Here is a 23,192-nt window from a genome sequence, read left to right as displayed (position 1 = left end):
ATAAAACCACCGGTCGGCTCGATGATTTCTAGCGTGGCGGAACGAAATGGGCGGCGTCACGCTATCGGCTGTGGCTACAGCCCCTCGAACTCCGTGATCGCCTCCCGCCAGTCTTCGGGGATCGGACGCGAGGATTCCGTGTCGCGATCGTACGTGACGACAGTCGTTTCCCCGGTCGCAGCCACACCGTCCTCGGTCCGGACCTCGTACTCGAAGGGGAAGCTCTTCCCGCCCAGACGGGGCACCCGGACGGCAACGGCGACGGAGTCACTGATCCGGACCGGCTGGATGTAATCGATTTCGAGGTTCGCGATGACCATGCCGGTGCCCGACTCGCTGCCCGAGAGCAGCGCTTCGCCACAGTCGACCACGTCGTGCAGGTAGTCGATGCGAGCCTCCTCGAAGTAGGTCGCGTACGTCGCGTTGTTGACGTGGCCGTACGTGTCGATGTCCGTGTACCGGACCTCGACTTCCGTCGTGTACTCGAAGCTCATGCCAGCAGTTCCGCGTGTTTCTCTTTGAGCTTCTCGATTTTCGGCGGGATGGTCAACTGACAGTAACTCTGGTCCGGATTCTTCTCGAAGTAGTCTTGATGGTACTTTTCCGCGGGATAGAACGTCTCCAGCGGCTCGACTTCGGTGACGATGTCGCTGTCGTAGCCCGGCTCTATCTCCTCGATGAGGGCTTCGACGGTTTCGCGCTGGGCCTCGTCGTGGTAGAACACGGCCGAGCGGTACTGCGTGCCGACGTCGTTGCCCTCCCGGTCTTTCGTCGTCGGGGTGTGCGTCGTGAAGTGGACCGCGAGCAGGTCCTCGTAGCTCACCTCGTCCGGATCGAAAGTGAGCTGGACGCACTCGGCGTGGCCCGTTTCCCCGCGGCAGACCGCCTCGTAGCTGGGGTCGGCGACGTGGCCGCCGGCGTAGCCCGAGACCACATCGGTCACGCCGTCGACCTGCTTGAACACCGATTCCGTACACCAGAAGCAACCGCCCGCGAATGTCGCTTGTTCAGTCATCACCGGACGTACGTGCCCGGCGTACAAAACTCACTGGCTGTGTTCGTCACAGACGGACATCGGCCTACCGGTCGACCTCGCCCATGATAGTGTCCAGACTACCGATCGTCGCCACGAGGTCGGGGATGTACTCGCCGCGTGCCATCTCGGACAGTGCCTGGACGTGCGAGAAGGAGGGGCCGCGGATCTTGAACCGGGCTGGCGTCTCCGTCCCGTCCGAACGGATGTAGATGCCGAGTTCGCCCTTCGCGGCCTCGACGGCGCGGTAGAGTTCGGCGTCGGGGTCGGGCCGGAGCGTGCGGGGGACGTTGGCCTGAATCTCGCGGTCGTCCTCGGGCCAATCCTCCAGTAGGTCGACGCACTGGCGGATAATCTTCGCGGACTCCTCTACCTCGCGCAGGCGCACGAGCAGGCGCGAGAAGTTGTCGCCGCCCTGCTCGGTGACGACCGACCAGTCGAGTTCGTCGTAGTAGCCGTAGGGGTCGTCCCGCCGGAGGTCGTAGTCGACGCCCGAGGCTCGGGCGACCGGCCCGGTACAGCCATAGGCCTTCGCGGTCTCGGCCGGGAGGTGGCCCGTGTCAACCGTTCGCAGTTGGAGGATTTCGTTGCTGGTGAGCATGTCGTGGTACTCCGTGAGCTTGTGCGGCAGGTCGTCGAGGAACGCGCGTATCTTCTCGAAGAACGCCTCGCGGGGCTCGGGCAGGTCCCAGGCGACGCCGCCCAGCCGCAGGTAGTTGAACATCAGCCGCTGGCCGGTGAGGTCCTCGAGGATGTCCTGCACGAGTTCGCGGTCCCGGACCCCCCACTGGAAGGTGGCGGTGAACTCCCCGACCACGTCCAGCGCGTAGGTCGCGACCGCAAGCATGTGCGAGAGAATTCGCGAGAGTTCGCCGCCCATCGTCCGGATGACCTGGGCATACGCCGGCACCTCGATGTCGGCGAGGTCTTCGGCCGTGCGGGCGTAGGCCCACTCGTTCAACAGCCCGGCCCCGCCCCAGTCCCAACGGTCCGGGTAGGGCATGATCTGGTGGCGGTAGGCCCCCTGCTGGCACATCTGTTCCTCACAGCGGTGGATGTAGCCGATGTCTGGGTCGACGGCCGCCACCTGCTCGCCGTCGAGCTGGACGTTCAGGTGGAGAACGCCGTGCGTCGAGGGATGGTGTGGCCCCATGTTGAGGTGCATCGTCTCCGGCCCCTCACGGCGGTCTTCGAGCAGGCGCTCGTGCTCCCGGAAGGAGACGATCTGTGGCTGGTCCTGATTGTAGTCCCGGCTCAGTGGGTGGCCCTGCCAGGTCTCGGGCAGGAGAATGCGCCGGAGGTCCGGATGGTCCTCGTACTCGATGCCGACCAGGTCGTAGGCCTCCCGCTCGTGCCACGCCGCCGTCGGGTACACGGGAACGGCTGACTCGCTGGTCGGCGACTCTCTGGGTGTCGGAACGACGACCGAGAGTTCCTGTGTCGGGTCGGCGTAGCGTCGCAGATGATAGATCGTCTCGAACCGGTCGGCGTACTCCTGGGCTGTGACGCAGGCGCAGTGGTCTAGACCGGCCTCGGTTCGCAGCGTTGAGAGGACGGTCTGGACCTCGTCAGCACGGATGACAGCAGCCGGGGCGTTCTCGTGGCGTTCGGTGGAAAGGACGTGGTCGGCGATCGGCTCGATAAGCGGATGGACATCGTCGGTTCGGTGGACTGTCTGGGCCATCTCCGTGACCGTGCGTTCGGCGTTTGCGTCCCTCGACCTGTCCCCTCATGCCCGAGGTTATTTTAAATACTGCTCGGAACAGCCAGGTATGAAATACGTCACGCTCTCGCTGTGGATGGCCCCTGAGGTCCGCCACTCGATGCACCAGTTCGTCGTTGAGCACGACGGCTACGAGGCGAGCTATCTCCTCCGGGGCAACGACATCGGTTCCGACCTCCAGACGCTGCTGTTTCACGTCGACGGCTTCCCGCCGGAGCCCTACCGAGTGGCGCTGGAACAGGCCGAAACCGTCCGGGAATATGCTATCTCGACGTGTCCCGACGAGACGTTCTTCCTCTACGTACAGGATTCGCCGTCGGCGACCGGTCACGACCTCGTCGACGCCCTCACGCGGGCCGGTCTAGTCATCGTCTCGCCGGTCGCCTACCATGCCGATGGCACGGTCGGACTCACGCTGGTCGGTCCGGGCGGGACGGTCCAGCAGGCAGTCGAGACGGTGCCCGACGGCGTCTCAGTCGACGTTCGGGAGGTGGGGGAGTACGACAGCCGACGGCTCGACACCGGGGCGGCGCTCACCGACCGGCAGTTCGAGGCTGTCGCCGCCGCTGTCGACTGCGGGTACTACGCTGACCCCCGCGAGGGGAGCGTCGACGACGTCGCCGACGAACTGGGCTGTGCCCCCGGAACTGCCGCTGAACACCTCAGGAAGGCCGAGGCTCATGTGATGGCTGACGTACTCGAACAGCGTCCCGTACCAGCGGAGTAGTCCGCTCTACCCGGGGACCGCCGGAGCGGCTGACTACCGTATGTCTTCCCGGAAAAACTATAAACTCCGGAACAGTGCCTTCTAATGCTGGATTGCGAACGCATCACAGGGGCCAGCGGTAGCCCGACTCAGGACAACACCGACCATGAACACAGTAACTATCGACGACGTACCGGTCGAACGGAATCCGATGCAGGTACACGACATCCGCAAGCCCGTTTCCCGGAAACTCGGGACCGAGCATTTCGCGGCAAACTACTTCGAACTCGAACCTGGCGACTCCTTCTCGGGGAGCCTCCACCGCCACCACGACCAAGAAGAGGTGTTCTACATCGAACAGGGACAGACCACCTTCGAGGTCGGCCTCGACCGCGAGGAAGTCGATGTTTCGGGCGGCGAATTGATTCGCTTCGAGCCCGGCGAGTTTCAGGAAGGGTACAACTCCGGCGACGAGCGCGTCATCGGCTGGGCCTTTGGCGCGCCCGGCGCGACCCACGACTGGGACGCCATCGAATCGAGAGCGCACTGTCCAGAGTGCGACACGGAAACCACCCAGAGTGTCGCCCTCGCCGACGGTCGGTTCGAACTGACCTGTACCGACTGCGGGAACGTCCAGGGCTAGGACCCACTTCTGTCGCTCTCGTGACTGGTAACAGGTGTTTGTACAGCCAGAAAGCCCCCGCTCGCTCGACTCCTGCGACTCTCTGCGCGCTTCCTCGCTCCTCAACGTCGCTCGTCAGTGCTTGCATCGCCTCGAACGTCGAGCGAGCGGCCCCTTTCAGTCCCACCCGTAGCCGGTTGGACAAAGAATGCTGGGCGGGACTGAAAGGGGCGTTGTCGGCGCTGTGCGCCGACTGCTCGGGAGACCGCAGGTCTCCCGGTGGGCGGCTGGACGAAGGCGGGCGATGTAAGCACCACAGGAACGACCGGAGGGTGTGACAAGGAGCGCAGCGAGCCCCCCGAGTTCAGCCGGCCGGGGCTTTCTGGCTCTTTGCATAAACAACGACCCCGTCAGTCATTCCACCCGTTGCTAGCCCGCAATTCATATCGCATCGCGTCACGAAGCCCAGGTATGTCACTGGCCGACCTGGAGTGGCGCGTCATCGGCGAGGAAACACGACCCGGACCGATGACGATGGCACTGGAAGCGGCCGCTGCCGAAACCGTCGCGGCTGGCGGTCCGGCAACGGTGCGGGTGTACACCTGGCCCGATACGCTGTCGCTGGGCTACGGACAGGACCCAGACACGATCGACTGGGCGTTCTGCGAGCGCGAGGATATTGGGGTAACACGACGACCCACCGGTGGCGGCGCAATTTATCACGACAGCGTGGCGGACATCTCGTACGGCATCATCGCGCCGGCCGACGCCGTGCCGGGCGATCTGATGGCGTGTTACGAGCAGTTCTGTGAGCCCGTTTTGGACGCGTTCGAGCGCATGGGCGTCGACGCGTCGTTTGCCGACGACGAGCGGTCGGCGGTCCACCAGCCGGCCTGTTACCTGCGGCAACTCCATCCGGCCCACGATATCGTCGGCCCCGACGGCCGCAAACTCAGCGGGAACGCGCAGTACCGCCAGAAGGACGCCGTCATTCAGCACGGTTCCCTGTCCGTCTCGCTGCGCCCCGACCGCCACTGCGGCTGTTTCACCGCCGACCCCGACTCGGAGCGGTTCACCGAACGTGTCGGGGCGATAGACGAGTACGCCGATATCGACCGCGCCGAAGCCGTCGAGACGCTCCGCTCGACGCTGGCCGAGTGGGTCGACGCGACCGAGGGCTCGTGGACGGATGACGAACTCTTACGCGCACGCGAGCACGCGAGGAATAAATTCGACGCAGACGAGTGGATTCGCCGGTCGCCCTGACGCTGGCGGTGCGGTCCGGCGATGACGGCCGTGCCGGGCCACCACGAGCCGCGTCCTACCCTGAAAGATCGCCCTTCAGAGTGTTTCTTCGACAAACTGCGAGATAAGGCGGTCCTCGGCAGTCCGGAGCTGGTACTGCACGGTCGACCGGGGCTCGTCCAGTATCGATGCGAGGTCCTTGACCGAGACTTCCCGCGGCCGCTCGTAGTAGCCGTGGGTCACGGCGGCCTTCAGCACCCGCCACTGCTGGGGCGAGAAGTTCGTTGCGACCCGTTCGGTGGCCTTCCAGTTTCCAGCACTGGTGATGTGAGACACCGAGAGTGTGACGCCATCGCGGAGGCTCGATTCGATTCTGTCGTACACCTCGCCGATGGGGTTGGACCCCGGATAGAGGACGCGCCAGCGGTACTCGTCGCCAGTCCGCCGGGATTCGAAGATAGCCCCGTCACTGACGTGTCGGTGCAGGAAACTCGGCAGCGACTGACAGCCGCTGATTTCGCGACGCAACGTGTACACCGTCCGCGACGTTTCCCCGCGGTCCAGCATATGGTAGGTTCGCGTCGTATCACAGCTCACGACGTCGAAACACTCGTTACAGCGGTCTTCGTCCAGAAAGACCTCGTCGAACGCACTCAGGGCCTCGGGCGTCCCCTTCGCGTGGTCCAGCCGCCACATATGGTCGTCACCGACGAAGATGGCCGAGGACCACACAGAGAGACTTTCGTGCTGCCGGAACACGTCCATCAGGCTATCGGCTCCCGCGTCGAACTGCAAGACGAACTCGAACTCGCGTGTTTCATTTACTGCGGCCTGTGATTCGGTCATTTGGCTATTACTAACTTATCGAGACCGGTATAAGTCGATTACCAGTCGACTGAAGACGCTCAAAACTAGATAGTTGGCTATTGATAAGAATATGCTCGACAGCGAGGTCACCGATGTCGGCGCGGTGGTCGATTTATCGTGACCCTCACGCCTGCAATGACGGGCTACGAGGGCGGACTGTCCAACGTTCCTGACAACAGAGCTACGTCACCGTTTTGTGGCAACCCGGCCAAGCAGTGGCATGGTCTCGTCCCCCGCTGATGACGACGCTGCCGACACCTCCGCCGACCCTCAGGCAGCCGACGGCAGCGCCGCAACGCTTTCCGAGGAAGAACTGTACGCGGTTGTTCGGGTGGCTACCGAGGACGCAGTGCTTGGCGCGCTCGGCACGCTCATGTTGGTCGGTATCGGCATCGTACTGGCCTCTTGGGGCGCAGCGTTACTAATGTCAGCAACGCCGCTTCCAGCGGCTATCGGCGTGGTTCTCGTCCTGTTCGGTGCATACCTCGCGCTATCGAGCCTCCGCATGATCCCGCCCGTTCGCGAGTGGGTCTGAGGCGGTCGGGTATCCCTGTTCCCCGGTCTGTCGTCCCGCCCCGGCGAAATCCGGACACGAGCTATAACCGACCGTGGCACTCCGGAACCTCTTTTGTCGGGCATCACCGACCGGTGTGCATGGTACGAGTCGGGGCGCACACCTCTATCGCCGGCGGCGTCTACAACGCCGTCGAGGAACAGGTCGAGTACAGCGGTAACTGCGGGCAGATATTCTCACACTCGCCGCAGGTCTGGCAGGACCCGAACATTGATGACGACGAGGCCGAGCAGTTCCGCGACCTCGCAGCCGACCACGGCGTCGGTCCGTGGGTCATCCACTCGTCGTATCTGGTCAACCTCTGTACGCCAAAAGACGACCTCCGCGAGAAGTCCCTCGATTCGATGCAAAAGGAGGTCGACGCCGCCGCGAAGCTGGGCATCGAGTACGTCAACGTCCACCTCGGCGCTCACACCGGCGCGGGCGTCGACGGCGGCCTAGACAACGCCGCGAGCGTGCTGGACGACCTCGACATCCCCGAGGGCGTCACCGTGCTGGTCGAGTCCGACGCCGGTAGCGGGACGAAACTCGGCGGCCAGTTCGAGCATCTCGCGACGGTTCGGGAGCGCACCGACCAGGACATCGAGTTCTGTCTCGACACGGCCCACATGTTCGCCGCGGGCTACGACCTCTCGACGCCCGGGGCCGTCGACGAGACGCTCGCGGAGTTCGACGAGGTTGTCGGCTTCGATGACCTCGCCTGCGTTCACCTCAACGACTCCAAACACGAGTGCGGGACGAACAAGGACGAACACGCCCACATCGGCGAGGGCCACATCGGCGAGGACGGCATGCACGCGTTCGTCAATCACGACGCCATCCGCGACGTGCCGCTGGTGCTGGAGACGCCGACCGAGAACGGCAAGAGTTTCGCCTGGAACATCGACCGCGTCAAGGAACTCCGCGGCGAATAGACGTCGCTATCGAGCGCGGCGTATCCGAGCTTCTCGACTCTGTGGGGAAGTTCGAGCGCGTTCGACCGCGGTACTTTTGGGGGCGACTCGACTCTGAGGAACTGTGCGCAGGTTCTCCGCCGACTACCTCGAAACCACCCGCAGGGGGATGTGGGCCGACTCCCGCGAGGCGCTCACGGACTTGCAGTTGGGCGAGTGCGAGCGCGTCCTCGACGTTGGGTGTGGGACCGGCGAGCTGACCCGCGTCCTCCGCGAGGAAACCGACGGAACGGTCGTCGGCCTCGACGCCGATACGGACCTGCTGGCCGCCGCCGGCGACCCGATCGTCTGCGGGGACGCGACGCGACTCCCCTTCGGCGACGACAGCTTCGACCTGGTGGTGTGTCAGGCGTTGCTCATCAACCTCCCTGAGCCCGAGGTCGCGGTCCGGGAGTTCGCCCGCGTCGCCACCGACCGGGTGGCCGCCATCGAGCCGAACAACGCTGCCGTCACCGTTGAGTCGACCGTCGACGCGGAGCCCATGCTGGCCCGCCGCGCTCGCCGGCTTTTTCTCGATGGAGTGCGGACAGACGTGACCCTCGGTAGTGACGCCGCCGACGTGTTCAGCGATGCGGAGCTGACCGTCGTTTCGACGACGCAGTACGACCAGGAGCAGCGCATCGAGCCGCCCTACGACGACGCGGCGATGCAGGCGGCCCAGCGGAAAGTCACTGGAACCGGACTGGCACACAACCGCGAGACGATTCTCAACGGCGATGCGACGCCCGCCGAGTACGACGCGCTCCGCGAGCGCTGGCGGTCGATGGGCCGGGACGTAATCGAGCAGATGCAAGCGGAGGCCTACGAACGCCGCGAGACGGTCCCGTTCTTCGTTACCGTCGGCGAGGTTCAGTGACCTGCTCGTTCTCGGCTTCAGGGAGGAAATAGCCCGCCAGTCTGTAGACTGCGCCGTCCAGCAGGCTGGCGACCAGTCCGACGACGCCGCCGACGACAGCGGCGACACCGGCCCCGATGAGCAAGACAAGCAGCACCGCCTGCAGTCGGACCCCGCCGCTCTGTAGCGTCGGCACGAGTGCCACCGCGAACAGACCCAGCAGGAACGCGACGCCGGTGGCACAGCCGGCCGCAACTCCGTGGAGGACGAGCGTGCTGACTCCTGCCGAGTCAAGCGCCACCCGGCCGTGAACCCATCGGACCGCCAGGACGAACAGCGCCCAGAGGTAGCAGAAGACGGCCACGCCGACGAGGGTGTTCAGCCCGGCAAGCAGGTCGGCGAGGCCGCCGCTCGCGTGGGCGGCGAGGACGCCGAGCAGGACGAACAGGGCGGTGTCGAAGGTCGCGAGCGTCCACGTCACGAGCGATACCCGTCGCGCGTCGGCCCGTTCCGCGGTGTACGCTGGCTCGGTCTCGGTCCCGGTCGCTATCTCGCTTTCACCTCTCCGCTCACGCTGGTCCTCAGCCATGCGCGAGTACCTCCGCGAGGACGACGATGCTCAGGAGGACGGCCGCCGTCGCGCCGTAGGCCCGCGAGAGCGTTCGCCGAAGGGGTGGGGACAGGTCACCGGATGTTGCCTCGCGGTCGCTGGCTTGAACGAGGAGGAGCGTCCGGACGACCGACCCGACGACGAGGGCGACGACGACGGTGAGTTTCGCCAGCAGGGTTCGTCCCCAATCGGTTCCGGGTCCTGGCGGCCCGAGCGTGCCGAGGTTGCCGACGCCGGTGAACACGAGCACGCCGACGCCGGCCCAGAACAGCCACTCGAACTGTCGCGCGGGCGCGAGCGAAGCGATAGCGCCGCTCCGATAGCTGTACCAGAGGAGGGTCGTGCCGCCGACGAGGACCGCCATCGCGAGGACGTGGAGGGTTCGAATCGGGAGGGCTGCCATAGCTGTCGCTTCACCGGCAGGTCGCAAAGAATCAGGGGGTCACTCCGACCGGTCGACTGTCACTACGTCCTCGCCCGTCGCCACGTTGTACCGTGTCGACGGGTCGACGGTCAGGCTGACGACGCCGCTGTCGAGTGCGTCCGGGCGCTCGAACCTGACGACTGTCGACCGGGCGGTGAAATCGCTGGTGTAGACACAGGGCTGTGTGTAACAGCCGAACGCGTGGATGCCGTCCGCCGTCTCCTCGATGCGTTTCAGGTGGGGGACGATCGAACCGGACCCCCAGCCGGTCTGGACGACGAGCACGGCGTGGCTCTCGAAGTCGGTGTCGGCGGCGAGACTGTAGGCGTCACCCCTGTCGTTTTCGAACCGTTCGATGTCGTCCGCATCCGTCAGCAGCGTCGCGTAGAGCTGGTCGTCGGTGTTGTCTTCGACGAACTCCAGCCCTTCGTCAGCAAACAGCGTCCCTCGCGTCGACGCCTGCTCGAACGACAGCGACGGCTCGGCCGGCATGTTTGCACAGAGATACAGCGGGTCGCGGTCGCCCTCGCCGGAGTCGTCGATGTTGCATTTGATGTCCTCGATTTCGTACGGCGGCGTATCGACCCGGTCCAGGTCGCCGGGCAGCCTGTTCGGCGTGTCCGTCGGCGTTTCGTCGTCGGTTTCGGTATCGGTGGCTTCGTCCTCCGTCTCGGTGTCGGTGGCTCCGTCGTCGGTCTCGGTGTCGGGAGCAGTTCCCGGCGACGGATGCGTGCGTGTTTCCGTGCCGCCGTCCCCACTGCCGTTCCCGCCCGGCGCGAGACAGCCGCTCAGGGCACCCATCGCCATGCCACCGACCAGTCCCAGGGTCGCTCGTCGCGTCCGTTGCATACGATTCCCTTCCCGTGGTGTGGGTGTATTCCTTCTGTTCGCTCAAAACCGCGTTGTAGTTGTCATGGGCTGTGTTCGCGCCCAGCGGTTCCGCGCAGGGCGATGGCACCCGCCGATAGACCCTTGCGGGGCGAGCAGCTACGGACGACACGTACCGATTCGCGTCTCCACATGATACCACCGCTCATCCGCCGCTGTCCGGAGTGCCGACACGTTACCTGGAGCCGCCGGTTCGCTGCCGTCGACGACGGCGAGCGCGGCTCGGGGCTCGTCGAATGTCCCGCCTGCGGACATCGATTCTCGACGGTCGCCGCGCCCTGGCTGCAGTAATCGGCCTACCAAAGCCGGCGGCGACCGCCTACACCACGTCGCCCCGAACCGTCGCTCCCTCCTGCTGTGCCCGGTACTCTTTGACCGCGTCGGCGGCGTCGCCGGCCTCCGTCTCGTCCATCCCGAGCATCGACAGCGACTGGGTCAGCGTCGGGAAGACGAACTCGTTGTCACGGAGCTTCTGGAACGCCTCCGGCGACCGTTCGCCGTCGAGCCACAGGCAGGCCCCGCGCGGGTCCAGAATCTGCTCGTAGTCGTTTCGCATCTTCGCCCCCTTGAGCCGCTGGGTGACGTTGTCCTCGAAGGAGGCGTTACACACTTCCAGATGGACCGGCTCGTCGTCGTTCAGGAGGTGGGCGGCGAGGCACTTTTCGGGCGCGGCGTGGCCGTTGGCGTTCGCGCGGATGTACTCGGGATGCTCGTCGGCCCACGCGGCGCGGACGGTCTTGCCGACGCCGTCGACGCCGTGACTGCGCTGGAACTCCTCGGCGCGCTCCGGCGCGTCCTTGAACAGGATGTCCTTGGTGACGTACACGTCCAGTCGCTCGACCGGGTCCAGCCCGAGCGCCACGTCGCCGTACACCCACACCTCCCGGACCGGGACCGGCATCGTCTCCGCTTCGACCGTCGTGACGATCTCCTCGACGCGCTCGACTGCCTCCGGACGGTCCATACTCATTGTCCCCTCTACCGGTCGGGCGGCCTAAACGCTGACTCTCCGCGCCCGTCGCGTTGCGGCTCGCCATGCAATCTTGTGATGCTCACCGACGAACGTGATCGGCCGCGATTTTGCTCCCTTTGACGCAGGCGACGGTGCCAAGCCCCGGCCAGGTGGTGTCGCCCGCGAGGTAGAACCCCTCGATACCGATGTTCTGTGGCACAGCCCCCTGGTTCGCGTTTGCCCGCGTCTGCTTGTACCCGCCGACAGCCCCGCGGGGTCGCTTCGTGAACTGCTCGTAGGTGACCGGCGTCGCCACCTCGGAGACGACCGGGTCGGTCCCGAGGTCGGGATAGACGGTCCGGCCGCCCGCCAGCAGTTGCTCGCGAGCGGCCGCCTTCTGTTCCCCGTAGGCCGCCTCGTCAAGGCCTTGCCACGGCTCGACTGCACAGTGGGTGGATAGCATGACTGCCCGGTGCCCTGCCGGTGCGCTCACGTCGTCACCCGGCGCGGAGACGGAGACGAACATGTTGTTCCCGTTGCCCAGCGGTTCGTCGTAGGCCTGCAGAATTTGGTGGTGCGTCCGCTCGCGGCTGTCGACCTCGGCTGCCGGGACGCCGAGAAACACCACGAGTGCGCTCCCCTCGTGGGCTTGCAGCATCGAACAGTAGTCGTCGAGTCTGTCGCCGACGACCGTCGGTGCGAGGCTTCTGGTAACGGGAACTGGGACAGTGCTGACGACCTGGTCTGCGTGGACCGGACCAGCCGCCGAGTCCACGCGAAAGCCGCCGTTGGAGCCGGTCACCGCAGTCACGGTTCGACCGGTCTCGACTCGCCCGCCGATGTCCGTGTACTGGTCGACGAAGGACTCCCAGAAGCCGTACATCCCGCCGGTCGCCCGGCCCAGCCCTGTCCGACGGATCGTCATTCCAAGGACGGCGTTTAACAGCGGCGCGTCGTCGAGCGTGGCATGGACCGTATCCTCGACGAGCATCGAGACGACTGCTCGGAGCGGTCGGTCGTCGTACACGCCGTGGGCGCGCATCGCGTCGGCCATCGTCCAGCGGAGATATCTGGCCAGCGGCAGGTCCCGAAGGCCGACCGCACTGGCGTTCCGAACGAGATCGCCGACACTCTGTATCGGCATCTTGACGTCTGTTCTGGTGAGTCGCCAGAGCCGCGCCGAGAGATCGTCGATGAAGTCGTAGAACGCGAGATGTCGCCTGTCGTCGCCGAGTTTCGTGCGCCGCTCGGCGTCCCAGTCCGTCTGGTCGCGGTACAGCGTCACTGTCCGGTCCGGCAGCCAGACGTCGTAGGCGTCCTGTCTCTCCATTGATGGGGATTCGAAGCCGACAGTCGACAACAGCTGGCCGCCGACACCCCCCGTGACGAAATCCACGAGTGTCGTCGCGCCGACATCGAACCGGAACCCCGCCCGCTCGTAGTAGCCCGCACAACCACCGACGCTGTGGTGCTGTTCGAGAACGACCGTCGAGTAGCCGTCTGCCTGCAATCGTGCGGCCGTGCTCATACCGGCGACACCGCCTCCGATGACGGCCACGTCCGCGGATTCAGTTCCCATGACGCCCCACCTGTGAGAGTATCCCGTACCCACTCGTCGCGGTGAGGACTGTGACTCGTCCGAGTTCGTTTTGCCGGCACAGACTCATTGGCCCAGCTACATGTGTGACGGTCTAAATAGTATCTACCGGGAGCCGAACACTCATCTGCCAGTGCGGTGTCTCCGCCGTTATGTCATCCCTCCAGACGCAGTTCCGGGATCTGGCGACGTGGGCCGCGGACTCCTCCCCGCTGTACGCCCATCTCTGCCGCGAGGCGGCTGAAGACAGCGATATCCTCGACATCGCAGCGACCGTTCCCGAAAGTCGCCAGGCCCCGCATCTCCTGCTGGCTGCGGTGCAGTACCTGCTCGACCGGCATCCCAACCACCGGCTGGCCGAGTACTACCCGAGCATTACCCAGACGGCACACGACCCCGATGACGGGTGCTTCCCAGCGTTCCGCGAGTTCTGTCTCGACCGTGCCGACGATATCCGACCGCTCCTGCGGACCCGGCGCACGCAGACGAACGCGGTGCGGCGCAGCGCGGTCCTCTATCCGGCCGTCGCACAGGTGGCCCGCGCCGCCGACGGGCCGCTCGCGCTAGTGGAACTCGGGCCAAGCGCCGGCCTGAACCTGCTGTTCGACCGCTACCGCTACGATTACGACGGTTGCGTAGTGGGTAACAGCGACTCGCCGGTCACCATCGGGAGCAGCGTCCGACGTGGCGACCCGCCGCTTCCGGACACACCCCCCGAAATACACTCCCGGGTTGGCATCGACCGCAATCCGCTCGACGTGACCGACGAGGCCGACAGGGACTGGCTCCGCGCGCTCGTCTGGCCCGAACACGGGGCGCGGCGCGCCGTTTTAGACGGTGCGCTGACGGTTGTACGCGACGACCCACCCGAGCTTATCGAGGGCGACATGCTCGATGACCTGCCGCCGGTCCTCGACGAGATTCCGTCCGACGTCCCGGTCTGTGTCGTCAACACGCTCGTGCTGTATCAGGTCCCGGCGGAACTGAGCGAGGCGCTGACGGCGTTGCTCGAAGCGCAAATGGCCGAGCGCCAGCTGCACTGGCTCACCGGTCAGCGGGACCTGTCGGGCGGCGAGTCGGTGAGGCTGGACTGGAGGCGCTGGACTGATGACGGCATCGAAACGACACGTCTCGTCGACTACGAGCCACACGGGGCGTGGCTATCGTGGCGGCCCTGAGCGCACCAACTGGCTACCCACGCCGGCAACACGACGGGCGGCTGTCAGGCGTTCACCCGGGCTTATGTCTCCGCCGCGGGAACGTCGCGTATGCAGATTCGCGTGTACGACGAGGGGGCTGCCCGCGACTGCCTGCTCGTCCTCGGGTGGGGGAACCGCTGCCGACACCGGAACGTCCAGTGGCTCGTCGACCAGCTTGCGGCGGCATACCGCGTCCACGCCGTCGAACTACCGACACATATCACCGACTACCGGCGGGAGTGGGTCGGTCCGGTTCAGGAGTACACCGCCGACCTCGGCAGGTTCGACCTGCTGGGCCACAGCGCGGGCGGGCTGACAGCGGCCCACATCGACGCCGATGGCATCGGCAATCGGGTGTACCTGAGCCCATGGTGGGACACCGACCTGCCGGCTCCGCGGTCGGTACTCGACGCTGTCGCGTCCCTGCCGATCACGAAACCGTTCATCCCGGTCGACACGCTGGACGCCGGCGCTATCGGCGACTTGGCGACGGCCCGGCAACTCGCGGACGCCCCGTCGTCGGTTTCGCCCGCTTTCCTTCGAACGGTGCTGCGGGCACAGCGGTCCCTTCCGCCGGCCCGGGACGCCGCCGCGGCGTTTTGCTCACTTACGGACACAGTTGTCGACCCGCGTGCCGTCGGGGAGCGCCTGCCGGCCGACCGCATCCGGCTGTATGACGGCGGCCACGAACTGTTCTCGTCGAGCGGCCGCGAGGACACCGTCGAGATGGTCCTCGACGCGTTACAGCACGGCCCCGACACGCTGTGAGTGTGGCTGTGATCAATTCGGTACGACCTGGCCTGTCGTGGCCGAGACGAAACCCTCTCACCATTGCGGCCACGACTACTCGTCACGATGGAGTGCGACAAATGCGGCGAGAACGCGGTGTTACATGCGGCCTATTCCGGGCTTCACCTCTGTGAGTCTCATCTCTGCCGAGCGGTCACGAAACGGGTCCGCCGTCGCATCCGCGAGGACGGGCTCGTGTCCGACGACGCCACAGTCGAAGACCCCGAGACATGGGTAATTGGCCTTTCGGGCGGCAAAGACAGCGTCGTTCTCACGCAGATTCTGCACGACACGTTCGCCGAGGACCCCCGCATCGAACTGGTCGCCCTTTCTATTCACGAGGGCATCGAGGGATACCGCGACGCGAGTTTGGAGGCCTGCGAGGAACTGACCGACGACCTCGGCATCGAACACGTCACCGTCTCCTATGCCGAGGAGTTCGGCGTCCAGATGGACGACGTCGTCGAGGACGACCCCGAGGGGATGGCCGCCTGCGCCTACTGCGGCGTGTTCCGCCGTGACCTCCTCTCGAAGTACGCGGACGAACTCGACGCGGACAAACTGCTGACCGGCCACAACCTCGACGACGAGGCCGAGACGGCGCTGATGAACTTCCTCGAAGGTGACATCTCACAGATCGCCAAGCACTTCGAGGCGTCGCTCGGTCCGTTTGACTCGTCCGCCGACGCACCGACGGAGCAGACGCGTGAGGCGCAAGACCACCACATCCCACGGGCCAAGCCGCTCCGTGACATCCCGGAGAAGGAAGTCGCGCTGTACGCCCGGTTCGAAGATCTCCCGGCGCACATCACCGAATGTCCCCACGCCGAGGAGGCTTACCGCGGCGAGATACAGGAGCTCATGCTTGGCCTCGAAGAGAACCACCCCGGAACCCGCCACTCGATTATGGCCGGCTACGAAAAACTCGCCGCGTTAGCCGCCGACACCTACGGCGGCGAGAACAGCGACACCGACTACGGCGAGTGCGACAACTGCGGCGCACCGACGGCGCGGGACCTCTGCCGGAAGTGCAATCTGCTGGACGCGCTGGAAGCGGTCTGACGCGCGTGTCTGACATCCCGACGTACACGTATCGGTTCTGTATACTATTGTACCGATCGCGTCGCTCGCGGCCGTAGAAACCGAAAGAAAAGTCGTAGACGTCGCTACTTGTTCGTCCGGATGACGTCGAGTCCGTTGTTCTTCTCGCGCTGGTCCTGCCCGCCGTCGGTCTCGCTGTAGCCGGTGGTGCGACCGCCGCTGTTCTGACTCCCGCCGTTCGGGGCGGGGCTGTCGAAGCTTTCGACGTTGTCGGACGCGTCGAAAGACGTGTCGTCACCGACTTCCTGAATTGCTTCGCGGGACTTGTTGGCCTGCTTCTGGGTCGTCGGGCCGAGTACCTGGGCGGACTGGACGCCGGTCATGATGGCCATGACTCGCACCTTGCCCTTGTACTCTTCCTGAATCCGCGCGCCCCAGATGACGTTGGCGTCGGCCTCGAGCCGCTCGGTGATGTTCTGTGCGATGCCCTCGGCCTCCTTCAGCGTGAGGTCCGGGCCGCCAGTGATGTGGACCAGGCCGCCGCTTGCGCCGCGGTAGTCCACGTCGAGCAGCGGGTGGTTCATCGCGTCCTTGACGACCTCCTCGGTCTTGTTCTTGTCCTGGGTCTCGCCGACCAGCATCACCGCGACGCCGCCCTGATTCATGATGGATGTCATGTCGGCGTAGTCGAGGTTGATGAGGCTCGGCTGGGTGATGGTCTCGGAGATGCCCTTGACGGTCTCGGCGATGATCTGGTCCATCACGGAGAACGCCTTGCCGATTGGCAGGTTCGGGACGTAATCGAGCAGGCGGTTGTTGTCCAGCACGATGATGGAGTCCGCCTCGTTGCGGAGCTTCTCCAGGCCTTCCTCGGCCTTGACCGTCCGCGCTCGCTCGACGTTGAACGGCGTCGACACCATGCCGACGACGATTGCGCCCTGTTCCTTGGCAATCTTCGAGACGACCGGGGCCGCGCCAGTCCCCGTGCCGCCACCCATGCCGGCGGTGACGAACACGAGGTCAGCGTCGCCCAGCACTTCCTTGATAGTGCCCTGTGCCATCTCCGTGGCGCGCTCGCCCATCGATGGGTCACCGCCGGCCCCGAGGCCGTTGGTGAGGGACTTGCCGACCAGAATCTTCGTGTCGGCTTCGATCATCTTGAGGTGCTGTTTGTCCGTGTTGATGGCCACGGTGTCAGCGCCCTCGACGCCGATGTTGTACAGGCGGTTGACCGTGTTGTTGCCGGCGCCACCACAGCCGACGATGACGATGCGCGGGTCTCCGAACCCGTCGACGTCCTCGTCGGACATCTTCTTCTTTTCTTGCTCGTCGCGTTCGAGGGCCTCGTTGACGATATCCTGCATCGTTACACCTTGGCCCAGGACCGCTTCTTTTCGGAGGCCTGTTCGGAGCCTTCTTCGGCGAGCATCTCCCGAACCGCCGAGCGAATCGCTTCGCTCCGATTGGGGTACTCGCCCGTCTCGACCATTTGTTCGACCTCTTCAATCTGCTGCTTCGGAATCCGTAGTGTCACACGCTCCATGTTTGGTAGTTTCCCCTTGGGTAAGACGGCCCGGACGGGACCTGTTTACGCCCCGCACGAGTGTTTACACAGCGAAACCGCAGTACGAGGGCGGCATCCCCTCGCGTTCGTCGCTGTGTAAGACGACCGTCTTACGCAGAATAAACCACTGACCCTGATGTATTAAAACTTACGGGCAGTGTCATACACTTTCCCGTTTACGGCGTCTGAGCGCGTCTATCGCGTGCAAACGCTGGTTTAGGTCTGGTCGAGGACATCCGCCGCAGGCGTTCGTCTCCCACAACCCGGGCAGAATCCCCAGTCCGACCGGAGTTCGTCGCCGCAGTCACAGAACACCCGGCGGGACGCTTTCTCACCGCAGTTCGGGCAGTAAACGTGGTCAGAACCCAAGTTTTCACCACATTGCGCACACGTCTTACGTTCTTCCGTCTCGGCTCTGTCCCGTGTTTCCGCTTCTGTCTTACGCCCGCTCGTATCAGACGTTTGACTTTCGTCGTGGGACCGTCCGCTCTCGGTGCTTTCCCCTCGGCTGCCGGCGCGCTGTTGCTCGGTTTCGGCGCTCGCTGCCCCCGCGCTTACGCCGTCTAACGAGATGTTTACGTTGACATCCTGCGGTTGCGAGCGCGGTTGTCGCGTTTGCAGCCGGTCGGCGATGATACTGTCGACGCGGTCTTCGATGAGCTCGTCGATCGTCTCGGCGTCGGTCACGGACTCCGACGCCGCCGACGGTGGTTCCGACGCTGACGGTGACGCGTCTCCGAGATACTCCCGGAGTGCTTCGCGCATGACCTCGCTCTTCGAGGCGTCGAATGCCTCGAGTTGGTCGATGAGGTCGTCGTCAGCACGGAACGTTATCTTACTCATCGGGCTCGATGAGGGTATTATACAGGCTGGTATTTTAATCTTCCCGCGCTGTCTGACGCCCGTCAGCTACCGGCATGACGCGATACATCTCTGTTCGGTCGGACACCGTTCGTAGACCGTTTCGGTCCGCCTATCGGAAGATCGGAAGCGGGGTCAGACGTGTCTGACACCAGCCGGTGTGTCACTCCGCGTCGTGTGACCGTTCGGCGCACCCTCTACGAATAACAATCCTTAAGTCTGGACGGCGGGGTATTTTCGGGTGTCGACCGCCCTTAGCTCAGACTGGTAGAGCAGTCGACTGTAGATCGACTTGTCCCCCGTTCAAATCGGGGAGGGCGGACTTGGTTTTCAGTCGGTGTCGAGTGACTGTGAACAGGACTTGGTCTGTCGCATGACTTCGGACAACGGCGCTACGTGAGACAACCCTGTTCCAGCAGATCCGTGAAATAAAATCGTCGGGGACGGCTCAGTACAGCGTCAGAACCGCTCGCTCATCGCCGCCAGCCCAGCGTCCACGTCCACGGTCGCGCCCTGCTCTCCGAGCGCGTTGCCCAGTGCCGTCAGCAGGTAGCTGACGTTCTGCCGTCGGGCCGAATGGCCCATGCAGCCGATCCGCCAGATGTCGCCCTCCAGTGCGCCCAGACCGCTGGCGATTTCGAGGTCGTACTCGTCCAGCAGGTGCTGGATGACTGCGCCGTCGTCGACGCCGTCGGGCACGCGGACGGTGTTCAGGCTCGGGAGCCAGAAGTCGTCGGGGGCGTTCATCTCAAGTCCCATGCCCTCGACGCCGGCTTTCAGCGCGCCAGCGACGCGCAGGTGGCGGTCCCAGCGTTCTTCGATGCCTTCCTCGGCGACGAGGCGAAGCGCCTCACGGAGCGCATACACGTTCGTAATCGGGGCCGTGTGATGGTAGGCGCGCTCCTCGCCCCAGTACCCCTCCAGCAGGGAGATGTCCAGATACCACGAGCGGGCCTCGGACTCGCGGGAGAGGACCTTGTCCATCGCGTCGTCGTTGAGCGTGAGTGGGCTCGCGCCCGGCGGACAGGAGAGGCACTTCTGCGGGCCGGAGTAGGCCACGTCGATGCCCCACTCGTCGACGCGGAGTTCGACGCCGCCCAGCGAGGTCACGCTGTCGGCGATGACCAGCGCGTCGTTCGCGTGGGCGATATCAGTGAGTTCGGGCACGGACGGCTGGAGGACGCCGGTGCTGGTCTCGGCGTGGACGAACCCGAACACGTCCGGACTGTGTTCGTCGAATGCCGCTTCGACCGCCGCCGGGTCGAGCGGCTGGCCCCAGGGGGCGTCGACGGTGACGACGTCGCCGCCCGCGCGCTCGGCCATGCTTGCCATCCGGTCGCCGAAGTAACCGTTCGTCGGGACGAGCATCGTATCGCCCGGTTCAACGACGTTGCCGATGGCGGCCTCCATCGCCGCGGAGCCGGTCCCGGAGACCGGAATCGTCCACTTGTTGTCCGTTCGGAACGTGTACCGGAGGAGGTCCTGGACCTCGTCCATGATCTCGATGAACGAGGGATCGAGGTGGCCGACCAGCGGCGTGCTCATCGCCTTGAGTACGCGCGGGTGGACGTCGCTCGGGCCGGGACCCATCAGTGTTCGATCCGGTGGTGTCAACTCACCGACAGCTGGTGCCTCATCCATACCGTGTGTTACCCGGTGACTGGGCATTAAAATCCGCGGTCACGACTCTCTGGTCAGGGCAAGGTCGGCTTCACAACTTCGCTGGGACGACAACCTCCCGTTCCAAAAACCTCTCTCAAAGATCACGTTTGTGTTGCCAGTCACCAGCGGACACCACCCTCCCCCATAATCGTAACCGCAAGACAGCGACGATATGATGTGCATGAACGATCTGCCCTGTTTTTACTCTCGTACTGCGAAGGGAGTGTGTGGTCGTCGATGGGATTGTTCGATAACGCCGTGTCCCCTGGGGAGGAACCGAGACGCCGGTACACCTGTCTGGTGTGCCGGGCGTCGTTCGACGTTCAGTACCACTCGTGTCCGGACTGCGGTGCGTACGACATCCGCCGGACGAAGTGGCTCACGTAGCCCCCGGCGTCCACGTTGGCACGTCCACCGGACTGCCTGCTATCGGGCTACACTGCCCTTTTTTAGATTGGTGCCGCGTACCACAGCCACCAAGTGACCGCCGACGGTACGGCTATACGTGAACCGACGACAGTTAGGGACGACAGGGTACGACGTGACAACTGTCGGACTCGGAACCTGGAACATCGGTGGCGACTGGGGCGATGTCTCGGCGGCGGAAGGACGGGAAACGATCCGCACAGCGCTCGACGCTGGCGTCGACTTCATCGACACTGCTGACGTGTACGGCGACGGCTTCAGCGAACAGCGCATCGCCGACGTGCTCGACGAACGCGAGGTCCGCGACGAGGTGACCGTCGCGACGAAGGCCGGTCGCCGACTCGACCCCCATACGGCCGAGCGCTACAACTACGACAACCTCTCCGAGCACGTCGACCGCTCGCGGGAGTACCTCGGGGTCGACACGCTGGAACTCCTGCAACTGCACTGTCCGCCGACAGACGCCTACTACCGGCCCGAGACGTTCGACGCCCTGGCGCGGCTGAAAGACGAGGGGAAAGTCGAGCACTGCGGCGTCAGCGTCGAACGCGTCGAGGAAGCACTGAAAGCTATCGAGTATCCCGGCGTCGAGACTGTCCAGATAATCTTCAACATGTTCCGCCAGCGACCCGCGGAGCTGTTCTTCGAGGAGGCCAAGCGCCGCGACATCGGCGTCATCGTCCGTGTCCCGCTGGCCTCCGGACTCCTGACTGGCAAGCTCTCCCGGGACATGGAGTTCCCCGAGAACGACCACCGGAACTTCAACATCGAGGGCGAGGCGTTCGACCGCGGCGAAACCTTCGCCGGCCTCCCGGTGGACGCGGGCTTCGACGCCGTCGACGACCTCCGCGAGCACGTCCCCGAGCGGATGACGATGGCCCAGATGGCGTTGCGCTGGATTCTGGACCACGACGCGGTGTCGACCGTCATCCCCGGCTCGACCTCGCCGGAGCACGTCCGGGCGAACGCAGCAGTCAGCGAGATGGACCCGCTCTCGAATCAGGTCCACGGCGCGGTACGTGACATCTACGAGGCGTACGTCTTCGACGACGTCCACCACCGCTGGTAATCGCCTGCGTGACAGAACTGTTCGAGAAATGCGGATCGAACGGACGTCGAAGGCCGATGCCGGGTGGGCAAACCCGGCGTGAAACCGTCCCGTACAGGGGAGCATGGGACGGTGGGCGTCGGGAGAGTACGAGCACGCACTGTGCTCGCATACAGTCTTCCGTGCGATCCGATGTTTGTTATACAGCTCTTTACGTGGTGACAGTGGACAGACTGGGCGACAGGGGGGCGCTACTGCACTTCGGTCACGTCAACTGGAAATCTATCGCCGTTGCACACCGAAACTGGTGCTCTGGAAGGAGTTGCAGCCGTTGGCTCCGATCATCATGACCGGTTCCGGCGAACTAGCCACCCGCTACCGGCCGGACTGTGGTGAATCACTCTTCGGTGGTGAGTTTCGGACCGGGCTTCCAGGTGTTGCCTTCGAGGACAACGAGGTCGTAGCGTTCGAGCACCTGAAGCGTATCGACGACCGCCTGAGCGTCGAAGGAGACGGCCATATCCTCGGGCAGCTGCTGGGCAATTGCACTGCGTGTCCCACCGTCCATCCGAACCACCGTATCAAGCAACTGTTCGAGGTCGTCGAGTAGCGAGACGAGCGACGTCGACCCCTCGTCTTCTGTCGCCAGTTTCGACATGACTTCGTCGTAATTCCCCGATATCTCCATCGATACTGACACGGTCTCGTCTTCGATGTCTTCTTCGTCTCCCATAGGGACAAATATATGCACACTTGTAGAAATACGTTTCCATATTTGTTACAACAGACGCATCTACCGGCTGTTTCACTGCAAAAGCGAGTTGTATGGGTGTTATTGTCTCTCCAATATGTGTAGCTATAACCACGTTCGGGAGCACTTTTTTGGTCTAATATAGGACCAAGACCGCCCATTCAGCAGTCGATATCCCTATCTAACCCTCAGTTATCGGAATAATTGAATACATATCGAATATTTAGATCTATACCTCTGACCAAATCTGTTACCGTGGTCTCGGTAATATCACACCACCAAAGACGCACTGCCCTGTTGTGATCGTTCGGATAGGTCGAACGATATCGAAAGCGCCTGCGTCGTAGCGTAAGCCTGGCCCGGTGGCAGTCAACTAGTCCACGTCAACTGGTAACCCTGCCGCCGGACCGGTGTATCCGCTCCCACGGGCGACACACGCTCGGGCAGTCTGCCCTCGCTTGTCCTACTAGATAACAAAAGTACGGTTATTATTCCACTGTACTGAGAAGTCCCTGTTTCTCCCGCTGGACCGGGCTATCGGCGAGCCACAGTGCCGTGGAACACTGTCAGTTTCAGTATACGGAACAAGCAACACATCGATTGTGTTTGCTCCCGGTGCGCTCTGCGTTTGCCGGCAATGAACCGTCATCATAAGAGACCGCGGCAAGCGCGTACAGCTATATATGCGCCCATTTTGCGGGGCGGTGTAGTCCGATGGCTGGCCACCCGTTGCTTTCACTGTATTCGGCATCTGTTCGAGAATACGAACCGCCGACAGCGAAGTGCGACTGCACGAGTGGCAGTCGACGACGGACGTAGTGT

26 protein-coding genes and 1 tRNA gene are annotated in these 23,192 nt (G+C 64.2%); 12 read left to right on the top strand and 15 right to left on the bottom strand.

Annotated elements, in window-relative coordinates; all coding sequences use genetic code 11:
* Nucleotides 1-74: 74 nt before the first annotated feature.
* From GJ630_RS04635 to GJ630_RS04625, 3 genes are all read right to left on the bottom strand, one after another.
* Nucleotides 75-494, bottom strand: a complete 420-nt coding sequence (locus GJ630_RS04635) for a thioesterase family protein (RefSeq protein WP_014041210.1) — start codon at nt 492-494, stop codon at nt 75-77.
* Entirely contained in the window at nt 491-1,015 is a 525-nt protein-coding gene (gene msrA, locus GJ630_RS04630) for a peptide-methionine (S)-S-oxide reductase MsrA (protein WP_023843406.1), read from the bottom strand. The genes GJ630_RS04635 and msrA overlap by 4 nt, the downstream gene beginning before the upstream one ends.
* Nucleotides 1,016-1,079: 64 nt before the next feature.
* Nucleotides 1,080-2,717, bottom strand: a complete 1,638-nt coding sequence (locus GJ630_RS04625) for an NADH-quinone oxidoreductase subunit D (RefSeq protein WP_064288787.1) — start codon at nt 2,715-2,717, stop codon at nt 1,080-1,082.
* An 88-nt stretch (nt 2,718-2,805) separates the two neighbouring features.
* Between GJ630_RS04625 and GJ630_RS04620 the strand changes: the two genes are divergently transcribed.
* The 3 genes from GJ630_RS04620 to GJ630_RS04610 all read left to right on the top strand — a co-directional run bounded on the left by GJ630_RS04620 (nt 2,806) and on the right by GJ630_RS04610 (nt 5,350).
* Nucleotides 2,806-3,483: a helix-turn-helix domain-containing protein gene (locus GJ630_RS04620; protein ID WP_191449456.1), complete on the top strand. Its 678-nt coding sequence runs from the start codon at nt 2,806-2,808 to the stop codon at nt 3,481-3,483.
* 145 nt (nt 3,484-3,628) lie between these two features.
* Nucleotides 3,629-4,105: a cupin domain-containing protein gene (locus tag GJ630_RS04615; protein WP_050007074.1), complete on the top strand. Its 477-nt coding sequence runs from the start codon at nt 3,629-3,631 to the stop codon at nt 4,103-4,105.
* 450 nt (nt 4,106-4,555) lie between these two features.
* Nucleotides 4,556-5,350, top strand: coding sequence for a biotin/lipoate A/B protein ligase family protein (locus GJ630_RS04610; RefSeq protein ID WP_191449455.1), 795 nt, complete (start codon nt 4,556-4,558; stop codon nt 5,348-5,350).
* Nucleotides 5,351-5,425: 75 nt separating this feature from the next.
* Here GJ630_RS04610 and GJ630_RS04605 read toward each other — a convergent pair whose 3' ends face one another.
* On the bottom strand, nt 5,426-6,175 hold the full coding sequence (locus GJ630_RS04605; RefSeq protein ID WP_014041204.1) for a helix-turn-helix domain-containing protein: 750 nt from the start codon (nt 6,173-6,175) through the stop codon (nt 5,426-5,428).
* Nucleotides 6,176-6,416: 241 nt separating this feature from the next.
* On the opposite strand from GJ630_RS04605, the gene GJ630_RS04600 reads away from it, so the two are divergent.
* The 3 genes from GJ630_RS04600 (at nt 6,417) to GJ630_RS04590 (ending at nt 8,579) form a co-directional block, all read left to right on the top strand.
* Entirely contained in the window at nt 6,417-6,731 is a 315-nt protein-coding gene (locus GJ630_RS04600) for a hypothetical protein (protein WP_008308090.1), read from the top strand.
* Between the two features lie 119 nt (nt 6,732-6,850).
* Complete coding sequence (locus GJ630_RS04595; protein ID WP_146416935.1) at nt 6,851-7,684, top strand: deoxyribonuclease IV; 834 nt, start codon at nt 6,851-6,853, stop codon at nt 7,682-7,684.
* Between the two features lie 148 nt (nt 7,685-7,832).
* On the top strand, nt 7,833-8,579 hold the full coding sequence (locus GJ630_RS04590) for a class I SAM-dependent methyltransferase (protein ID WP_191449470.1): 747 nt from the start codon (nt 7,833-7,835) through the stop codon (nt 8,577-8,579).
* Here the strand turns inward: GJ630_RS04590 and GJ630_RS04585 are convergent.
* From GJ630_RS04585 to GJ630_RS04560, 6 genes are all read right to left on the bottom strand, one after another.
* Nucleotides 8,557-9,147, bottom strand: coding sequence for a hypothetical protein (locus tag GJ630_RS04585; RefSeq protein WP_014041201.1), 591 nt, complete (start codon nt 9,145-9,147; stop codon nt 8,557-8,559). The two genes, GJ630_RS04590 and GJ630_RS04585, sit on opposite strands and share 23 nt — an antisense overlap.
* On the bottom strand, nt 9,140-9,571 hold the full coding sequence (locus GJ630_RS04580; RefSeq protein ID WP_191449454.1) for a CopD family protein: 432 nt from the start codon (nt 9,569-9,571) through the stop codon (nt 9,140-9,142). The genes GJ630_RS04585 and GJ630_RS04580 overlap by 8 nt, the downstream gene beginning before the upstream one ends.
* 39 nt (nt 9,572-9,610) lie before the next feature.
* Nucleotides 9,611-10,441 carry a hypothetical protein gene (locus tag GJ630_RS04575; RefSeq protein ID WP_064288792.1) on the bottom strand — a complete coding sequence of 277 codons (831 nt, stop codon included), beginning with the start codon at nt 10,439-10,441 and terminating at the stop codon, nt 9,611-9,613.
* A 138-nt stretch (nt 10,442-10,579) separates the two neighbouring features.
* Nucleotides 10,580-10,735, bottom strand: a complete 156-nt coding sequence (locus tag GJ630_RS04570; protein ID WP_154020789.1) for a hypothetical protein — start codon at nt 10,733-10,735, stop codon at nt 10,580-10,582.
* 64 nt (nt 10,736-10,799) lie between these two features.
* Entirely contained in the window at nt 10,800-11,450 is a 651-nt protein-coding gene (locus tag GJ630_RS04565; protein ID WP_175055143.1) for a hypothetical protein, read from the bottom strand.
* Nucleotides 11,451-11,532: 82 nt separating this feature from the next.
* Entirely contained in the window at nt 11,533-13,011 is a 1,479-nt protein-coding gene (locus GJ630_RS04560; RefSeq protein WP_191449453.1) for an NAD(P)/FAD-dependent oxidoreductase, read from the bottom strand.
* Between the two features lie 170 nt (nt 13,012-13,181).
* Between GJ630_RS04560 and GJ630_RS04555 the strand changes: the two genes are divergently transcribed.
* The 3 genes from GJ630_RS04555 to GJ630_RS04545 all read left to right on the top strand — a co-directional run bounded on the left by GJ630_RS04555 (nt 13,182) and on the right by GJ630_RS04545 (nt 16,079).
* On the top strand, nt 13,182-14,207 hold the full coding sequence (locus tag GJ630_RS04555) for a DUF2332 domain-containing protein (protein ID WP_191449452.1): 1,026 nt from the start codon (nt 13,182-13,184) through the stop codon (nt 14,205-14,207).
* Nucleotides 14,208-14,297: 90 nt separating this feature from the next.
* Nucleotides 14,298-14,996 (top strand): alpha/beta hydrolase, encoded by a 699-nt coding sequence (locus GJ630_RS04550; protein WP_191449451.1) that lies wholly within the window; start codon nt 14,298-14,300, stop codon nt 14,994-14,996.
* 87 nt (nt 14,997-15,083) lie between these two features.
* On the top strand, nt 15,084-16,079 hold the full coding sequence (locus GJ630_RS04545; protein WP_050037020.1) for a TIGR00269 family protein: 996 nt from the start codon (nt 15,084-15,086) through the stop codon (nt 16,077-16,079).
* Between the two features lie 104 nt (nt 16,080-16,183).
* Here GJ630_RS04545 and ftsZ read toward each other — a convergent pair whose 3' ends face one another.
* The 3 genes from ftsZ to GJ630_RS04530 form a co-directional block, all read right to left on the bottom strand.
* Nucleotides 16,184-17,422, bottom strand: a complete 1,239-nt coding sequence (gene ftsZ / locus GJ630_RS04540; RefSeq protein ID WP_151103750.1) for a cell division protein FtsZ — start codon at nt 17,420-17,422, stop codon at nt 16,184-16,186.
* A gap of 2 nt (nt 17,423-17,424) precedes the next feature.
* A complete protein-coding gene (locus GJ630_RS04535; protein ID WP_004515010.1) occupies nt 17,425-17,601 on the bottom strand; it encodes a ribbon-helix-helix domain-containing protein in 177 nt (58 codons plus the stop codon).
* Nucleotides 17,602-17,838: 237 nt separating this feature from the next.
* Entirely contained in the window at nt 17,839-18,465 is a 627-nt protein-coding gene (locus tag GJ630_RS04530; RefSeq protein ID WP_014041192.1) for a zinc ribbon domain-containing protein, read from the bottom strand.
* 266 nt (nt 18,466-18,731) lie between these two features.
* On the opposite strand from GJ630_RS04530, the gene GJ630_RS04525 reads away from it, so the two are divergent.
* A tRNA-Tyr gene (locus tag GJ630_RS04525) sits at nt 18,732-18,805 on the top strand.
* Between the two features lie 137 nt (nt 18,806-18,942).
* Here the strand turns inward: GJ630_RS04525 and GJ630_RS04520 are convergent.
* On the bottom strand, nt 18,943-20,124 hold the full coding sequence (locus GJ630_RS04520; protein WP_191449450.1) for an alanine--glyoxylate aminotransferase family protein: 1,182 nt from the start codon (nt 20,122-20,124) through the stop codon (nt 18,943-18,945).
* A gap of 258 nt (nt 20,125-20,382) precedes the next feature.
* Here GJ630_RS04520 and GJ630_RS19435 point away from each other — a divergent pair, with 258 nt between their 5' ends.
* Both GJ630_RS19435 and GJ630_RS04515 read left to right on the top strand, forming a co-directional pair.
* Nucleotides 20,383-20,532, top strand: coding sequence for a hydrogenase maturation nickel metallochaperone HypA (locus GJ630_RS19435; RefSeq protein WP_137683897.1), 150 nt, complete (start codon nt 20,383-20,385; stop codon nt 20,530-20,532).
* A gap of 118 nt (nt 20,533-20,650) precedes the next feature.
* A complete protein-coding gene (locus tag GJ630_RS04515) occupies nt 20,651-21,640 on the top strand; it encodes an aldo/keto reductase (RefSeq protein WP_371726962.1) in 990 nt (329 codons plus the stop codon).
* Between the two features lie 376 nt (nt 21,641-22,016).
* On the opposite strand, the gene GJ630_RS04510 is transcribed toward GJ630_RS04515, so the two are convergent.
* Complete coding sequence (locus GJ630_RS04510) at nt 22,017-22,352, bottom strand: hypothetical protein (RefSeq protein WP_014041184.1); 336 nt, start codon at nt 22,350-22,352, stop codon at nt 22,017-22,019.
* Nucleotides 22,353-23,192: the final 840 nt, after the last annotated feature.

The sequence above is a fragment of the Haloarcula sp. CBA1122 genome (genome assembly GCF_009741785.1).
Taxonomy (GTDB): Archaea; Halobacteriota; Halobacteria; order Halobacteriales; family Haloarculaceae; genus Haloarcula; species Haloarcula hispanica.
Note: the sequence above shows the minus strand (reverse complement) of the source record. Positions and strands in the feature narration are given on the sequence as shown.

What these genes read in the sequence shown, in the direction of transcription:
- GJ630_RS04615 (WP_050007074.1), top strand. Translation starts at nt 3,629, where the DNA reads ATGAACACAGTAACTATCGACGACGTACCGGTCGAACGGAATCCGATG.
- GJ630_RS04545 (WP_050037020.1), top strand. Translation starts at nt 15,084, where the DNA reads ATGGAGTGCGACAAATGCGGCGAGAACGCGGTGTTACATGCGGCCTAT.
- GJ630_RS04635 (WP_014041210.1), bottom strand. Translation starts at nt 494, where the DNA reads ATGAGCTTCGAGTACACGACGGAAGTCGAGGTCCGGTACACGGACATC.
- GJ630_RS04555 (WP_191449452.1), top strand. Translation starts at nt 13,182, where the DNA reads ATGTCATCCCTCCAGACGCAGTTCCGGGATCTGGCGACGTGGGCCGCG.
- GJ630_RS04595 (WP_146416935.1), top strand. Translation starts at nt 6,851, where the DNA reads ATGGTACGAGTCGGGGCGCACACCTCTATCGCCGGCGGCGTCTACAAC.
- msrA (WP_023843406.1), bottom strand. Translation starts at nt 1,015, where the DNA reads ATGACTGAACAAGCGACATTCGCGGGCGGTTGCTTCTGGTGTACGGAA.
- GJ630_RS04520 (WP_191449450.1), bottom strand. Translation starts at nt 20,124, where the DNA reads ATGGATGAGGCACCAGCTGTCGGTGAGTTGACACCACCGGATCGAACA.
- GJ630_RS04605 (WP_014041204.1), bottom strand. Translation starts at nt 6,175, where the DNA reads ATGACCGAATCACAGGCCGCAGTAAATGAAACACGCGAGTTCGAGTTC.
- GJ630_RS04510 (WP_014041184.1), bottom strand. Translation starts at nt 22,352, where the DNA reads ATGGGAGACGAAGAAGACATCGAAGACGAGACCGTGTCAGTATCGATG.
- GJ630_RS04585 (WP_014041201.1), bottom strand. Translation starts at nt 9,147, where the DNA reads ATGGCTGAGGACCAGCGTGAGCGGAGAGGTGAAAGCGAGATAGCGACC.
- GJ630_RS04590 (WP_191449470.1), top strand. Translation starts at nt 7,833, where the DNA reads ATGTGGGCCGACTCCCGCGAGGCGCTCACGGACTTGCAGTTGGGCGAG.
- GJ630_RS04625 (WP_064288787.1), bottom strand. Translation starts at nt 2,717, where the DNA reads ATGGCCCAGACAGTCCACCGAACCGACGATGTCCATCCGCTTATCGAG.
- GJ630_RS04560 (WP_191449453.1), bottom strand. Translation starts at nt 13,011, where the DNA reads ATGGGAACTGAATCCGCGGACGTGGCCGTCATCGGAGGCGGTGTCGCC.
- GJ630_RS19435 (WP_137683897.1), top strand. Translation starts at nt 20,383, where the DNA reads ATGGGATTGTTCGATAACGCCGTGTCCCCTGGGGAGGAACCGAGACGC.
- GJ630_RS04620 (WP_191449456.1), top strand. Translation starts at nt 2,806, where the DNA reads ATGAAATACGTCACGCTCTCGCTGTGGATGGCCCCTGAGGTCCGCCAC.
- GJ630_RS04575 (WP_064288792.1), bottom strand. Translation starts at nt 10,441, where the DNA reads ATGCAACGGACGCGACGAGCGACCCTGGGACTGGTCGGTGGCATGGCG.
- ftsZ (WP_151103750.1), bottom strand. Translation starts at nt 17,422, where the DNA reads ATGCAGGATATCGTCAACGAGGCCCTCGAACGCGACGAGCAAGAAAAG.
- GJ630_RS04530 (WP_014041192.1), bottom strand. Translation starts at nt 18,465, where the DNA reads ATGAGTAAGATAACGTTCCGTGCTGACGACGACCTCATCGACCAACTC.
- GJ630_RS04600 (WP_008308090.1), top strand. Translation starts at nt 6,417, where the DNA reads ATGGTCTCGTCCCCCGCTGATGACGACGCTGCCGACACCTCCGCCGAC.
- GJ630_RS04565 (WP_175055143.1), bottom strand. Translation starts at nt 11,450, where the DNA reads ATGAGTATGGACCGTCCGGAGGCAGTCGAGCGCGTCGAGGAGATCGTC.
- GJ630_RS04550 (WP_191449451.1), top strand. Translation starts at nt 14,298, where the DNA reads ATGCAGATTCGCGTGTACGACGAGGGGGCTGCCCGCGACTGCCTGCTC.
- GJ630_RS04570 (WP_154020789.1), bottom strand. Translation starts at nt 10,735, where the DNA reads ATGTCCGCAGGCGGGACATTCGACGAGCCCCGAGCCGCGCTCGCCGTC.
- GJ630_RS04610 (WP_191449455.1), top strand. Translation starts at nt 4,556, where the DNA reads ATGTCACTGGCCGACCTGGAGTGGCGCGTCATCGGCGAGGAAACACGA.
- GJ630_RS04535 (WP_004515010.1), bottom strand. Translation starts at nt 17,601, where the DNA reads ATGGAGCGTGTGACACTACGGATTCCGAAGCAGCAGATTGAAGAGGTC.
- GJ630_RS04580 (WP_191449454.1), bottom strand. Translation starts at nt 9,571, where the DNA reads ATGGCAGCCCTCCCGATTCGAACCCTCCACGTCCTCGCGATGGCGGTC.